Source organism: Mesorhizobium sp. WSM4813 (assembly GCF_055811555.1).
Genome location: NZ_JBVVQU010000003.1, coordinates 106,711 through 120,971 on the forward strand (window position 1 = coordinate 106,711; position 14,261 = coordinate 120,971).

The window sequence follows — 14,261 nt, forward strand, 5'->3', positions numbered from 1 at the left end:
CGTCGTGCTAAGCGAATGATTGCACAAAAAAAATGCAAGGCACGAGGCCTTGCAATTTAAACGCGTCCGATCTGTTTCCGGTGTCCGGCGGCAGCGAGTAACCGCGCCTAGATCGCATCCTCCCAAGACTTTGACCGCGTAGGAGGGCAGATTTCTTTCCGCCCTCTCGGTTATCGGGGCACATTAGACCAAGGCGGGTGAAAATGTCACGCAGAATTTTGCCTGGAAATAAGCAATCTCGTGCTGCAGTGCACAATAGTGTGGCAGGCGTTGCTTGCGAAACGACCAGCAAGGCGGATGAGGCACAGCGGCGCCTTTGCGACGCCGCAATGGGCGCCCTGGGGCGGGTTTCCATTCCGTCATGAAATGGCTATGAAGCCGGGGCAAGCAAGCCTGCGCTGCGCCGATTCCGGTGCGGCAATCCTCTCTCTCACGGATCAGTCCATGCGTTTGTCGCGCTATTTCCTGCCTATCCTCAAAGAAAATCCGCGCGAGGCCGAAATCGTCTCGCACCGGCTGATGCTACGCGCCGGTATGATCCGCCAGCAGGGGCAAGGCAGTTTTTCCTGGCTGCCGCTCGGCAAAAGGGTGCTGGACAAGGTCTGCCGGATCATTCGCGAGGAGCAGGACCGGGCCGGCGCGCTCGAGATCCTGATGCCGACCATCCAGTCGGCCGAGCTGTGGCGCGAAAGCGGCCGCTATGACGACTATGGCAAGGAGATGCTGCGCATCAAGGACCGGCAGGACCGGGACATGCTCTACGGGCCGACCAACGAGGAGGTGGTCACCGAGATTTTCCGCGCCTATGTGAAGTCCTATAAGGATCTGCCGCTCAATCTCTATCACATCCAGTGGAAATTCCGCGACGAGGTGCGGCCGCGCTTCGGCGTCATGCGCAGCAGAGAGTTCCTGATGAAGGACGCCTATTCCTTCGATCTCGATTTCGAAGGCGCCAAGGCGGCCTATAACAGGATGTTCGTGTCCTATCTCAGGACATTCACGCGCATGGGGCTGCAGGCAATCCCGATGCGTGCCGACACCGGGCCGATCGGCGGCGACCTCAGCCACGAATTCATCATCCTGGCCGACACCGGCGAGAGCCAGGTCTATTGCCATCGCGATTATCTCGCTCTTGCTGTGCCGGGCGCGGACACGGACTTCTCCAACGATGACGCGATCGGCGACATCGTCAAGACATGGACGACGCCCTATGCCGCGACCGACGAGATGCACGACGAGGCGGCGTGGGAGAAGGTTGCGACGAGCGACCGGGTCTCGGCGCGCGGCATCGAGGTCGGCCACATCTTCCATTTCGGCGACAAATATTCAAAGCCGATGGGCGCCAAGGTGACCGGGCCCGACGGCAAGGATCATTTTGTCTCGGGGGGTTCCTACGGCATCGGCCCGACGCGGCTGGTCGCGGCGATCATCGAGGCCAGCCACGACGACAACGGCATCATCTGGCCGGAGGCGGTGGCGCCTTTCGACATCGGCCTGATCAATATGAAAGCCGGCGACGCCGACTGCGACCGCGCCTGCGACGAGCTCTATGCGGCGTTTGTCGCCGTCGGCAAGGACGTGTTCTACGACGACACCGATCAGCGGCCGGGCGGCAAGTTCGCCACCGCCGACCTGATCGGCTTGCCGTGGCAGGTGATCGTCGGGCCGCGCGGCGTGGCCGCCGGCGAGATCGAGATCAAGAACCGCAGGACTGGCGAGCGTGAGACGCTGCCGATCGCAGACGCGAAGAAGCGCTTCGGTTTTGCCGCATGAGTGAAGCGGCAGCAGCGAAAACCCCGACCGCCGGAGCTTTTTCCGTCTTCGAACGCATGGTGGCGTGGCGCTATCTGCGCTCGCGCCGCAAGGAGACGGTGATCTCCGTCATCGCCTCGATCTCCTTCCTCGGCATCATGCTGGGCGTCGCCACGCTGATTGTCGTGATGGCTGTCATGAACGGGTTTCGCGCCGAGCTCCTGACGCGCATACTCGGCGTCAATGGCCATCTGATCGTGCAGCCGCTCGACATGCCGCTGGAGGACTATGCGCAGGTCGCCGGCCGCATCAACGGCGTGCCCGGCGTCCAGTACGCCATTCCGCTAATCGACGGGCAGGTGCTGGCGCAAGGCAATATCGGCGGCGGGTCGGGGGCGCTGGTTCGCGGCATACGCGGCGAAGATCTGGGCAAGATTTCAATCGTCGCCAGCAATATCAAGCAGGGCTCGATCACAGGCTTCGACACAAGCGAGGGCGTCGCCATCGGCAGCCGCATGGCCGACAATCTCGGTCTTGTGCTCGGCGACACCATCACGCTGATCGCGCCCGACGGCGATGTCACGCCGCTCGGCACGACACCGCGCATGAAGGGCTATCCGGTCACGGCGATCTTCGAAGTCGGCATGTCGGAATATGACAGCTCCATCGTCTACATGCCGTTTTCGGAAGCACAGCTCTATTTCAACATGGATGGCCGAGCCCAGGCGATCGAGATCTATGTCGACAATCCCGACAATGTCGATGCGCTGAAACCGAAGGTCGAGGAGGCGTCGCAGCGGCCGATCACCATGGTCGACTGGCGAGAACGCAACAGGACATTCTTCGATGCGCTGCAAGTGGAGCGCAACGTCATGTTCATGATCCTGACGCTGATCGTGCTGGTGGCGGCGCTCAACATCATTTCGGGCCTTATCATGCTGGTGAAGGACAAGGGCCACGACATCGCCATCCTGCGCACCATGGGCGCCACGCGCGGCGCGATCCTGCGCATCTTCCTGATGACGGGGGCGGCGATCGGCGTGGTGGGCACCCTCGCCGGCGTCCTGCTCGGCGTCGTCATCTGCCTGAACGTCGAGCGCATCCGCCAATTCTTCTCCTGGCTGGCCGGCGAGAGGCTGTTCAATCCCGAGCTCTACTTCCTGAGCCAGTTGCCTGCCCGCATGGACGCCAGCGAGACGATCTCGGTGGTGCTGATGGCGCTGGTGCTGTCGTTCCTGGCGACGCTGTTTCCGGCATGGCGCGCGGCCAGGCTCGATCCGGTCGAAGCGCTGAGGTACGAATGATAGCCGAGGCCATTATCGAGCTGAAGAGCGTCGAGCGGCACTATGTGCAGGGGCCGCGCAAGCTGACCATCCTCAACGGCGCCGATTTTTCGCTGAAGCGCGGCGAGATCGTGGCGCTGGTGGCGCCTTCGGGCACCGGCAAATCGACGCTGTTGCACACCGCCGGACTGCTGGAGCGGCCAGACGCCGGCGACGTGATTCTGGCAGGCCGCGCCTGCGGACGGCTTTCCGACGACGAGCGCACGGCGATCCGCCGCAACGATGTCGGCTTCGTCTATCAGTTCCATCACCTGCTGCCGGAGTTCACGGCGCTGGAAAACATCATGATGCCGCAACTGATAAAAGGGCTGACGCGCAAGGAGGCTGCCGAGCGTTCGGCGCAACTGCTCGACTACATGCAGATCGGCAAGCGCGCGCAGCACCGGCCGTCCGAATTGTCCGGCGGCGAGCAGCAGCGCGTCGCCATCGCGCGCGCCGTCGCCAATGCACCGCTGGTGCTGCTGGCAGACGAGCCGACCGGCAACCTCGATCCGGTCACCGCCTCCTATGTGTTCGAGGCACTGGGAGCGTTGGTCCGGCAATCGGGCCTGGCGGCGCTGATCGCCACCCACAATCACGAGCTTGCCTCGCGCATGGACCGTCGCGTCACGCTCGCCGACGGCAAGGTTGTTCCGCTTTAGGTGTACCGATATTCAGGCGACGCCCGCCTGCGAACGGCTGATATCTGTTCCGGCATTCGCGTACCCACGATACGCTCCATTCCGGTTCTCGGAACCCGCCCAATCTGGTGGCTTCGCCCGTCTTCGACTCCGGCGCGGCCTGACATGAATCTCGACACCTAACGGGCTGAGCGTGCCGTCTGGCCGCATTTTCCCCACGCAGCCCAGCGCGGAAACGGCAGAAATCCGCCTCTCAACCTTTCCTTAACCCTGCCGAACTGAGCGTCCGAAATTCCGCGGCATGCTCGCATTGTGGTCGTTGACATTCGAACAAAATTAGAACAAAATACGAACATACTGACAACAGGAGAGCGTTATGACCGGTCTTGTTCAGGATGTCGTGTCACTGGTGTGCATGAGCACGTTTCTCATTTCCATGGCGATCTGGATCGGCGCGATGTGAGGCAGCGCGCCTCACTCTTCAAGGGTGGAGGGGCAGCCTCGGAGCTCGGTGGTTCGGCGCCGCTTGTCAGCCAGCCCTGCGAGCCGTTTCGACAAGCAGAGGCGCCGCGGGTCCGAAGATGTCTTCGAAGGCGGATTTCAGCGCGAGATCGAGGTCGGCCATCCCCAGGGGAAGGCCGAGGTCGACGAGGCTGGTGACGCCGTGATCATGTACACCGCACGGCACGATGCCGCTGAAGTGGCTGAGATCCGGCTCGACATTGATGGCGATGCCGTGAAAGCTCACCCAACGCCTTAGCCTGATGCCGATAGCGGCGATCTTGTCCTCGGCCGGCGATCCGTCGGGCAGGGCGGGGCGATCCGGCCGAACCACCCAGACGCCGACGCGGTCCTCGCGCCGTTCGCCGCGCACGTTGAAGGCGGCGAGCGTGCCGATGATCCATTGTTCGAGCGCCGCGACGAAGGCGCGGACATCCTCGCGCCGCCGCTTCAGGTCGAGCATCACATAAGCGACGCGCTGGCCTGGCCCATGATAGGTGTATTCGCCGCCGCGCCCGGCCGCGAACACCGGGAAACGGTCCGGCTCGATCAGGTCCTCGATGCGGGCGCTGGTGCCGGCGGTGTAGAGCGGCGGGTGCTCGACCAGCCAGACCATCTCGCCGGCGGCGCCGCTTCGGATCGCTTCGGCACGCGCCTCCATCACGGCAAGCGCATCCGGATAGGCGGTGAGGCCGGGTTCGATCCGCCATTCGACCGGCGCCGAACCGGGCAGGGGCAGGAACGACGTGGCGATCTGGCTGCGTTCTGTCATGGCGTGTCTCGTGTCGCCTCACATATGGCGGCAATCGGCTGAAACGTCCAGTTGCGAGCGCGTTCCAACCTTTGCAGGGTTATGGCGAATGCCGGGCAATTATTGCGCGACGCGCCCTTGTTTCACCGGAAACGATTTGCTACACGCCGCGAGCCGGTTCGTTCCGGCTCCTACCACGTGCGGTCGTGGCGGAATTGGTAGACGCGCAGCGTTGAGGTCGCTGTGGGGCAACCCGTGGAAGTTCGAGTCTTCTCGACCGCACCAGCTTTATCCAATAAGCTGTTATTTTTATTGTGCGATTTTCTGTTTCCCTGCAGTTCTTCCCAAGACTGTTTATGCAACTGAAACACTGCGCGAATCCGCGGATGGTTTGGGCGCGGGATGCCGCGCCCCAACCGCGTGGTTTGACCGGTAATCACATGCCAGCTGCTTCAAAGGCCGAACCGTGCCGCGAAGCGGACCATTGGGAACCCTCGGCAAAAACGCGCTTTTCACGCAAGCGCTCGCGCGGCTCTCTATTGATGTGATTGCGCGGCAAATAGCCCGCTGGTTGCGTTATCCTGAGGCTTGTTTGCGGACACGGTTTTCCAGCCGCGAAAGCAAATAGTCGATCTCTTGTCTGGCCGCCACCGACAACGCACCGCCCGGTTTGCGCTGGGCGTCGGACGCGATGGCACCGCGCTTCATCATCACATATTTGCGTACCGCAAGTCCTACTCCTGGTTGCTGCTCATAGCGCAGATAGGGCAGGTGGGCGTCGAAAAGATCGTGCGCCTTGTCGCGCTCGCCGGCGGTAGACAGTTTCACCACGTCGACCAGCATATCGGGGAAGGCATAGCCGGTCATCGCGCCGTCGGCGCCGCGCTCCATCTCGAAGTCGAGGAAGAGGCCGCCATTACCGGTGAGGATGGACAGCGGCCGCAGCGAGCCGTCCTTCTGGAAGCCGCGCAGCGCGCTGATCTTCTCCAGGCCCGGCCAGTCCTCGTGCTTGAGCATGAAGCAGGCCGGGTTGTCGGTGACGATGCGCCGGATGACGGCCGGCGTCATGACGACCGAGAGGGTCAGCGGATAATCCTGAAGGACGAAAGGAACATCCTCGCCGATCGCTTCGGATGCGTTGCGGAAATAGGTGACGATCTGGTCGTCGGTGCGCAGCGCCGGCGGCGGCGCGATCATCACGCCCTGCGCGCCAACCTCCATCGAGGCGCGCGCAAGGCTGCGCATGGCGGCGAAGCCAGGGGCAGAGACGCCGACGATGACCGGCAGCCTGGTGCGCGCCACGATACGTTTGACGATCTCGAGCGATTCGGCGGCGTCGAGCTTCGGGGCCTCACCCATGATGCCGAGGATTGTCATCCCATCGACGCCGCAGCGCTCGTAGAAATCGACCATCGAATCAAGTGATTCCAAGTCGATCTTGCCATCGACCTCGAACGGTGTCGGGGCAATGGTGTAGACACCTTTGGTGTCAGGACCGATGGCCATGAGATCCTCCTAAATTCAGCTTTCAGTCATTACGCAGAACCGACGGTCCGATCCACCCGGCAGTGGGTCCGGACGGGCGGGGCGCGCGAAGTAACTGCATGGTAAGCTTGCTTCGCTATCACATTGATAATGCCACCGATGGCGTATTTGCATCTTGGTAAATTAGTATGTCATTAACTATAGGGGTAAGGGACTACAGTCCATCGACAAGATGGTCGTTGCGCGTTGCCTTGTTTATGGGAACTTACGTGGCAGGCGCGTCTGCACTAAGTCCGCAGTCTTTCTTTCACCTAATCCTGGTTTATGCCCAGAAGTTCACCGTGGGTATTCCGATCTTGTTTATGGGCGGTGTCTGTTCTGCCGCGCTTATTTACGGCCGAGGAGAGCCAACTCGCTACGCCATAGATTTGGTTCGAGCGCGCTGGCGTGGCTGTTTGCTGGTGCTGCTGTTCTTCTTCGCCAGCTTGACCGCGTACTCTACCTACAAGATGGCCATCCCGTCCGTCGTTCCATTCTATGCGGACAACTGGTTAGCCGATCTGGATGAATGGCTGCACCGGACTGCGCCATGGGAACTCACGCACAGGCTCGACAGCAATACGTGGTCGATCGTCGTCTTCAACAGCTATGAGGTGATTTGGTTTTTCCAATGGTTCGGCACCATGCTTTTCGTGTCTCTCTGGTCGGACAAGATTGGCCGCATCCGCTACCTCTGGGCAGCAGCGCTGACGTTGTCCATCCTCGGCACCATCTTGGCCTCGGCGCTGGCGTCGGTCGGGCCGATCTATTACCACCAGTTTGTTGGCGAGGACCGCTTCAGCGGACTCAACGCCGCCCTGGACGGTCTCGACTATAGCCACATGGTGCGCGAGCCCGCTGCATATCTTCTGACGGCTTACCAGAGCGGCCGGCCAGACCTTGGCGGCGGCATCTCGGCCATGCCAAGCATGCACGTCGCCTTTGCCACACTGAATGCGTATCTGCTTTCTTCGCTAAATCGCTGGCTCGGTGTTCTCGGTTGGGCCTTCGCAGCGTTGATAATGTACGGTTCGGTATATACCGGATGGCACTATGCCGTTGACGGCTACGTCTCCATCATCGTGGTGTCGGTGATCTGGTGGGTGACCGGACGCCAGCCAGCGCAAATTGAGACACAGTTTGCGATACGCCAACCATAGAAGGTTAGGTATGCGACGCCTGACAATGTCGGCCACGGGCAACAGCGCTGGTTAATTTATTGGCCGCGCCAGCAATTGCAGACACCCCACAGCGAGAAGATCTTGGCCGATTCCGGGGACGGCTTTGCTAAAGTGAAGATCCAGCTTTAATCTTCTGCAACGCATTTCCAGGTCGAAAACCGGGTTTGATACTCTATCTGTCCGGGAACGCCGCACGGAACGGAGCCATCTTCATGAGTGACAGCCAGGTCAAGGTAAGGATTGCCGGAGGGGACACCATTCGAAGCCTGCATGCCGACCTGCCAGTCAACGCCACGTTTCATATCTGGCTTAAAGCGACCAAGCCGGACGTTCCGGGATCGCTGTCTTTTTCCAATGTGCGTGGCAAGTTCGGCGAAGTGAGCGTTACGAACGCCGAAGAGTATGAATTCAGAATTTTTCACGTCTTCGGCGGCGGCAGTGTCGAACTCGACTACGACACCGATCAAACCTCGGTATCGGTTGCCTACTGGTTCGCATTGGCCGACGTGCTGGAGACAGGCATTACAGTTCTCCACACCAATCCCGGAAATGCGCCACCGAACATCCCTGACAGCTATCATTTTCGCCCGCCGTTCGGCTGGATGAACGATCCAAACGGATTCGGTCGCTTTGGAGGTCGCCCACATCTCTTTTACCAGCATTATTCCCATGGACTTCGGTGGAATACGATGCATTGGGGCCACGCCGTATCTTCCGACTATTTGCGGTGGCGTCACATGCCCATCTTCCTGTTCCCGTCGGAAGATATTACCGCAAGGCCCGACAAACGGGGCGGTGCGTATTCCGGCTCAGCCATCCCGCTTGCCGATGGCCCGGGCATTCGCGTCTTTTTTACCGAGCAGGTACAGGACCGTATCCCGGAACAGCAGATTCAACTCACTGCCACTTCCAGCGACCTCATCACGGCGGGAAATGCCGACGTCATCCTGCCCTACCGCCCGCTTGACGAGGGATTGACCACCGATTTTCGCGACCCATACGTCTTCAAGGGACCGGATGGCCGTTGGAAAATGCTGCTGGGCAGCCAGAGCGATGAGGGCGGCGTTGTCCTGCTCTATGAAACGCATGACCATACGGCCGCCACCGGCTGGACATATATCGGCAAGCTTCTGGTCGAAAAACACTATCGGACGACAGCGATCGAATGTCCCTGTCTGCTGCCGCTCGACGGGCCGGCGACCGATCCCGCGACGCGCTGGGTTCTAATTCTCGGGCTGATGAACAGTGAGGACCGGTCCACCCGGCGCAAGAACCTGACAATGGCCATTGTTGGCTGGTTCGATGGTCAAACCTTTGCCAAGGAATTCGAACAGGAACTGGACTTCGGGACAGATAACTACGCCTTCCAGGCCTTCGTCGACGGTGATGCCATCGTCGGTATAGGATGGCTTGCCAACTGGGCCGATACCGGACCGGCGATCGATTTCCCCACAGCCATGACGTTGCCTCGCAACATCCATCTGTCTGCAGGCGAGTTGCATACCCCGCCCATCGGAGCAGCCGAGAGCCTGCGGAGCCATATTCTGGACCGGACACGCCTCGCAGCCGGAGAGCAGGTAAGCTTTATCAACGGCGCCGTCGAAATCCTGTTCGAGTTGGAAAAGCCGGGTGCCCATTTCCGCCTGAACCTGCAACATCCAACTGTCCGCCTCGAGGTCGTCGTCGACGACGAGGGACTTGCCATTCGTCATGAAGACGGCGGCGCGGCGGTATCTCCTCACTATATCGCCAAGGGAGCCCGTCCAAAACGGCTGCGGATATTCCTTGACTATGGATCCATCGAGATTTTCGCGGATCGCGGTCGTTGGGCTGGCACGAAGCGGATCAGCGGTTTTGAGCCGGTACAATCGGCACGTCTCATCGCCGAAGCGGGTGCTGTTCTACACGCGACGGTATGGGCGCTCAAACCGTGACAAGGAGATCAATATTTCCGGCTCAGGATCGGGCGTCCGCAAACACCGACCAATGAGCGAGGCCTTCGATGACGCCAAGGGCGAACTGTTTCTTCGCGCTGTAAATCAGCGGGTTGTCCCGCGCCATGTCAAGCAGTTCGGGAAGGGCATTGGCAACGACAATCCCACGCGCACCCGGCAGGTCGAACATACTGCGATCGTTGTTGGTATCGCCGGCGACCACCACCTCATCCACGCCGAGGCCGAGTTCATTGCAGAGCCAGGCCAGCGCCTGCCCCTTGTCTGCTGAACGCGGCAGGATGTCGAGATCGCGCCCACTCGAATAAATCATCGTCACCGACAGGCCGGCCTCGGCCAGAGCGCGCTCGATGCTGGCAAGGGCTTCCGGACTTGCATCGTGCAGGTACCAACTCGATTTGAAGGCGTGTTGATAGCCGTCGGGTTGGCGGACGGTGTCTTCCAGCGATCCGAGCACCGCATCGACCTTTTCAAGCGACCAGCCTTCCGAAAACCTCTCGGTAAAGTGCCCGAGACGAGAGGTGTGCCGCGGGCCGGCGAGCATCGTACCGACACCGCCGATCACGTAGTCCGGCGCCGGCAGGCCGACTTCGTCGACGAAGTTCAAAATGTCGTCGGCCAGACGACCGCTGTTGTAGACGAGAACCGGGCGGTGCTCGGGGTCGAGTGCTTCCCATTTGGAACGAAAGCGTGACGTCGCCGGCGGATCGCCTGCCAGGGTCCCGTCGAGATCGCTCGATAAAAGCGCGATTGGTTTCAATCGCCGTCGTTCCACGGCTCGTCCCAGTCATGGTCGTCGACCGCCTTCAGCACCGGACGTCCTTCGACAAGGCTGACAAGCTGCTGCGCGATGCCTGTCCAGGTGAACAGGCTGCGCGCCTTGTGCGCACCCATGCGACCCAGTCGCCCGTAGAGGCGCTGGTGCTTCATAGGCTTGACGATCGTGATGCCAAGATCTTCCTTGTCGAACGGATCACCGAACAGCGCGTGCCGGCCATAGCTGATCCCGCGATAGAGGCCGCCATGGATCGTAACCACGGTCGGCGTCCCGCAGGCCATTGCCTCGATCGCGGTCATGCCGAACGGCTCGTAGCGGCTCGACAGGACGAACATGTCCGCCGCCCGATAGGTGTCGGCCAGATCCTCGTCGGCGACATAGCCTGAGAAGACGACACGATCCTGCAAGCCGAGCTGTTCAACCTGTTCCTTGAGCTGGTTCAGGATCTTCTGCTCCTGCTCGTCCATGTTCTCGCCGCCGACAGCAAGTCTCAGGACCGCATCCGGCACTCGCGGCGCCACCACGGAAAATGCATCGATCAGCAGGTCGTAGCCCTTGTTGGTGGCGAGCCGGCCGAGCGCCAGGATCGTTCGCCCTTCGAAGCCGAGCCGATGGCGGATCAACCGGCGAGACGCCTCGCTGACGGGGAAGAACCGGTTGTCGTCGTAACCGGGCGGGATCATGTGCACGCGGTCGCGCTCGAGACTGTAGTCCTCGACCAGCATGTCCACCTGCGGCGGCGTTGTTGCAATCACCATGGCGCAGCTTCGATAGATGATCGTCTCGTGCTTGATGCGCTCGGTGAAATTGAACTCGGCCTCGAATGTATCGGCTTTATCAGGATAGTCCGTCTTCATCTGGCGCTGCTTCCATATGCCGAGCGAATGCGGCGTATGGATGTGCGGGATATTGAGCGCTTCCGACAGTCGCTGCCCCGCCACGCCAGCATCCCAGTAGTGACTGTTGATAAAGTCGTAGGAGAGGTTTTCCCGTCGAATCAGGCGCAGCGCGTTCTCACACCACTCGAGAAGGTGGCGGTGGAGGTATTCCTTCGGAATAAAATCGGGTCCGCCACAGGCGACACGCAGGACACGAACCCCGTCTGCCACCTCATCGGCAGGAGGCTGGTCTTCAAATCGCCGCGTCCAGATATCGACGGCATAACCCAACTGGGCCAGCTTTTTGGCAAGTTCCAGGACGTAGACCACCTGTCCGCCGGTGTCGGCCGCGCCGAGTGGTGGGTTGGCTGCTACGTAGCCGTGGGTTGAAACGAGTGCAATTCGAGGTATCGCCGCATCCGAGTTGACGTCCGGCATCTGTATCCTTCTCTACGATTCTACACGCCCGCAGTCGAAAGCGTGCGCCAATTCACAACTATAAGGATTCCACCACCCATCCGCAAATGCGAGCACGCGCTCAGGTCAAGGCAATTGACGTGGTGGTAAGGCAAACCGGTTCTGTCGCATATTTCGGTCACCGAGTTGCCCGGAATCGACGTTCGATGGTTATTCGAGGATTTACGGGGTCCAACGGCCGCCATTTCGATCAGTCTGTCATCCCTTGCGCCCGTTGATGTCTGGCCTCGGGGCTGAGCCTACGTGTCCTTGAGGAGAGGGCCGAGTGCGGCATCAACGTCTGTCCGGCGATCGGGTTGCACCAGCCTTCGCTCCGCGGCGCGGAACGGCGCATTTCGTTTGATATTCCCGCGCGTTGCGTCATAGAGCGGCGGACTCTCAGGTCTAGACGTGCCGCCACCCTATCTTTGTGTTTAGGCATCGGATTTTGCCAAAACCGGTTTCCACTTTTGGGCTCGATGCTCTAGACCTGACAGGCACCTTTTCCGGAATTCTGATGGCGGGAGGCGCTGGTGGAAGGCCAGGACGAACAGACGACCGGCGCCAGGGCCGCTGAGGACAGCCACGCCGACATCTATGGCGAGGACGGCGCCATTCTGTCGTCGTTCCTTGCCGCGATCGGGGCAGCGATCGCCGATCGCGACACGCTGACGCTGAAGCGTGAAGTGGACGACCTGCACCAATCGGAACTCGGCGACCTGCTCGAGGCGCTTCATCCCGAACAGCGCCGCGCGCTGGTCGAATTGTTGGGCGCCGACTTCGACTTTTCCGCGCTGACCGAGGTCGACGAGGCGATCCGCCGCGACATCGTCGACAGTCTGCCCAACGCGCAGATTGCCCAGGGCGTGCAGGACCTCGATTCCGACGACGCGGTCTACATTCTCGAGGATCTCGAAAAGGAAGATCAGGACGAGATCCTGTCGCAACTGCCGTTCACCGAGCGGATCAGGCTGCGCCGCTCGCTCGACTATCCCGAAGAGACCGCCGGCCGTCGCATGCAGACGGAGTTCGTCGCGGTGCCGCCGTTCTGGACGATCGGCCAGACCATCGACTACATGCGCGAGGACCAGAACCTTCCCGACCGCTTCAGCCAGATTTTCGTCATCGATCCAAGCTTCAAGCTGCTCGGCGCCATCGATCTCGACCAGATCCTGCGCACGAAGCGCTCGATCAAGGTCGAAGAGGTCATGCATGAGACCAGGCACGCCATTCCGGCCACGATGGACCAGGAAGAGGCGGCGCGCGAATTCGAACAATACGACCTTCTCTCCGCCGCTGTCGTCGACGAGAACGAGCGGCTGGTCGGCGTGCTGACCATCGACGACGTGGTCGACGTCATCCAGCAGGAAGCAGAGGAGGATCTGCTGCGCATGGGCGGTGTCGGCGACGAAGAACTGTCCGACAGCATCCTTTCGACCTCGCGCTCGCGCGTTCCGTGGCTGCTCGTCAATCTTTTGACGGCGTTCCTGGCGGCCTCGGTGATCGGCCTGTTCGACCGCACGATCGAGCACATCGTGGCGCTGGCTGTGCTGATGCCGATCGTCGCCGGCATGGGCGGCAATGCCGGCTCGCAGACCATGACGGTCACGGTGCGGGCGCTGGCGACGAGGGACCTCGACATCTACAATGCCGGCCGCATCATCCGTCGCGAGATGGGGGTGGGCTCCATCAACGGCATCATCTTCGCCATCCTGATCGGCATCGTCGCGGCGGCCTGGTTCCGCGATCCCAACCTGGGCGGCATCATCGCAGCGGCGATGATCATCAACATGTTCGTGGCCGCACTTGCCGGCATCCTGATCCCGCTGCTGCTCCACCGGTTGAAGATCGACCCGGCCGTGGCTTCGGCGGTTTTCGTCACGACGGTCACCGACGTCGTCGGCTTCTTTGCCTTTCTCGGCCTCGCCACATGGTGGTTCGGCGTGCACTGAGCGACACCCTCTCAATTGACTTTTACGTAAATGCCATGCGAGATTTTGGAACTGCCTATCGGCCGATTCTGAGACGCGTCTGGGCGATTGCGAGGCCGCATGGTTGGAACTCGCAGCGTGGCCGGACATGGAGTGATGATGCGGGAATATTATTCGATCACTGAACTGACCCGCGAATTCGATGTTTCGACGCGGACGCTGCGCTTCTACGAGGACGAGGGGCTGGTGCAGCCGGTACGTCGCGGTCGTACGCGGCTGTTTCGCCCGTCGGACCGGCATCTCATCCGCCAGATCATGCGCGGCAAGAGGCTCGGCTTTTCGATCAACGAAATCCGCGAAATCATCCAGATGTACAAGGAGCCACCCGGGGAGATCGGTCAGCTCAATCTGATGATCAAGCGCATCGAGGAAAAGCGCGAGGATCTGCGCCAGAAGCGCCGCGACCTCGAAGAGACCTTGGCCGAGCTCGACCAGGCCGAAGAATCCTGTGTCGAGCGGCTGGTGGAGCTCGGCGTCAACACCTGAACGGCCTTTTGATAGTTCTACTCTGGCGGCCAGCTATCGTGGTTTTCT

Annotated in this window: 11 protein-coding genes and 1 tRNA gene; 8 read left to right on the forward strand and 4 right to left on the reverse strand. The window is 60.9% G+C overall.

What is annotated here, in order from left to right:
• The first annotated feature begins 444 nt into the window (after positions 1-444).
• The 3 genes from proS to AC0L25_RS02505 are packed head-to-tail and all read left to right on the forward strand — an operon-like array spanning position 445 to position 3,736.
• Positions 445-1,773, forward strand: a complete 1,329-nt coding sequence (proS, locus tag AC0L25_RS02495; protein WP_473594057.1) for a proline--tRNA ligase — start codon at positions 445-447, stop codon at positions 1,771-1,773.
• Positions 1,770-3,056 (forward strand): lipoprotein-releasing ABC transporter permease subunit, encoded by a 1,287-nt coding sequence (locus tag AC0L25_RS02500; protein ID WP_473594058.1) that lies wholly within the window; start codon positions 1,770-1,772, stop codon positions 3,054-3,056. Before proS ends, AC0L25_RS02500 begins: the two co-directional genes overlap by 4 nt.
• Positions 3,053-3,736, forward strand: coding sequence for an ABC transporter ATP-binding protein (locus AC0L25_RS02505; RefSeq protein ID WP_352954235.1), 684 nt, complete (start codon positions 3,053-3,055; stop codon positions 3,734-3,736). The genes AC0L25_RS02500 and AC0L25_RS02505 overlap by 4 nt, the downstream gene beginning before the upstream one ends.
• Before the next feature lie 508 nt (positions 3,737-4,244).
• On the opposite strand, the gene lipB is transcribed toward AC0L25_RS02505, so the two are convergent.
• The gene (gene lipB, locus AC0L25_RS02510) at positions 4,245-4,988 is read right to left on the reverse strand and encodes a lipoyl(octanoyl) transferase LipB (RefSeq protein ID WP_473594059.1); all 744 of its coding nucleotides are present in this window, start codon (positions 4,986-4,988) and stop codon (positions 4,245-4,247) included.
• Positions 4,989-5,167: 179 nt separating this feature from the next.
• Between lipB and AC0L25_RS02515 the strand changes: the two genes are divergently transcribed.
• Positions 5,168-5,252 (forward strand) — tRNA-Leu (locus AC0L25_RS02515).
• Between the two features lie 291 nt (positions 5,253-5,543).
• On the opposite strand, the gene AC0L25_RS02520 is transcribed toward AC0L25_RS02515, so the two are convergent.
• On the reverse strand, positions 5,544-6,473 hold the full coding sequence (locus tag AC0L25_RS02520; RefSeq protein ID WP_473594060.1) for a dihydrodipicolinate synthase family protein: 930 nt from the start codon (positions 6,471-6,473) through the stop codon (positions 5,544-5,546).
• A 320-nt stretch (positions 6,474-6,793) separates the two neighbouring features.
• On the opposite strand from AC0L25_RS02520, the gene AC0L25_RS02525 reads away from it, so the two are divergent.
• Both AC0L25_RS02525 and AC0L25_RS02530 read left to right on the forward strand, forming a co-directional pair.
• Entirely contained in the window at positions 6,794-7,651 is an 858-nt protein-coding gene (locus AC0L25_RS02525; protein WP_473594061.1) for a phosphatase PAP2 family protein, read from the forward strand.
• A gap of 233 nt (positions 7,652-7,884) precedes the next feature.
• Positions 7,885-9,606 (forward strand): GH32 C-terminal domain-containing protein, encoded by a 1,722-nt coding sequence (locus tag AC0L25_RS02530; RefSeq protein WP_473594062.1) that lies wholly within the window; start codon positions 7,885-7,887, stop codon positions 9,604-9,606.
• 22 nt (positions 9,607-9,628) lie between these two features.
• Here AC0L25_RS02530 and AC0L25_RS02535 read toward each other — a convergent pair whose 3' ends face one another.
• Entirely contained in the window at positions 9,629-10,399 is a 771-nt protein-coding gene (locus AC0L25_RS02535; protein ID WP_473594063.1) for an HAD-IIB family hydrolase, read from the reverse strand.
• Positions 10,381-11,718, reverse strand: coding sequence for a glycosyltransferase (locus AC0L25_RS02540; protein ID WP_473594064.1), 1,338 nt, complete (start codon positions 11,716-11,718; stop codon positions 10,381-10,383). Before AC0L25_RS02540 ends, AC0L25_RS02535 begins: the two co-directional genes overlap by 19 nt.
• A 551-nt stretch (positions 11,719-12,269) precedes the next feature.
• Here AC0L25_RS02540 and mgtE point away from each other — a divergent pair.
• Together mgtE and AC0L25_RS02550 are read left to right on the forward strand one after the other, a co-directional pair.
• Entirely contained in the window at positions 12,270-13,688 is a 1,419-nt protein-coding gene (mgtE, locus tag AC0L25_RS02545; RefSeq protein WP_473594065.1) for a magnesium transporter, read from the forward strand.
• A 138-nt stretch (positions 13,689-13,826) separates the two neighbouring features.
• A complete protein-coding gene (locus AC0L25_RS02550; RefSeq protein ID WP_254021982.1) occupies positions 13,827-14,213 on the forward strand; it encodes a MerR family transcriptional regulator in 387 nt (128 codons plus the stop codon).
• Positions 14,214-14,261 lie beyond the last annotated feature (48 nt).

Bases quoted from the DNA above. Each gene is read 5' to 3' on its own strand.
- proS (WP_473594057.1), top strand. From the start codon at position 445: ATGCGTTTGTCGCGCTATTTCCTGCCTATCCTCAAAGAAAATCCGCGC.
- AC0L25_RS02500 (WP_473594058.1), top strand. From the start codon at position 1,770: ATGAGTGAAGCGGCAGCAGCGAAAACCCCGACCGCCGGAGCTTTTTCC.
- AC0L25_RS02505 (WP_352954235.1), top strand. From the start codon at position 3,053: ATGATAGCCGAGGCCATTATCGAGCTGAAGAGCGTCGAGCGGCACTAT.
- lipB (WP_473594059.1), bottom strand. From the start codon at position 4,988: ATGACAGAACGCAGCCAGATCGCCACGTCGTTCCTGCCCCTGCCCGGT.
- AC0L25_RS02520 (WP_473594060.1), bottom strand. From the start codon at position 6,473: ATGGCCATCGGTCCTGACACCAAAGGTGTCTACACCATTGCCCCGACA.
- AC0L25_RS02530 (WP_473594062.1), top strand. From the start codon at position 7,885: ATGAGTGACAGCCAGGTCAAGGTAAGGATTGCCGGAGGGGACACCATT.
- AC0L25_RS02540 (WP_473594064.1), bottom strand. From the start codon at position 11,718: ATGCCGGACGTCAACTCGGATGCGGCGATACCTCGAATTGCACTCGTT.
- AC0L25_RS02550 (WP_254021982.1), top strand. From the start codon at position 13,827: ATGCGGGAATATTATTCGATCACTGAACTGACCCGCGAATTCGATGTT.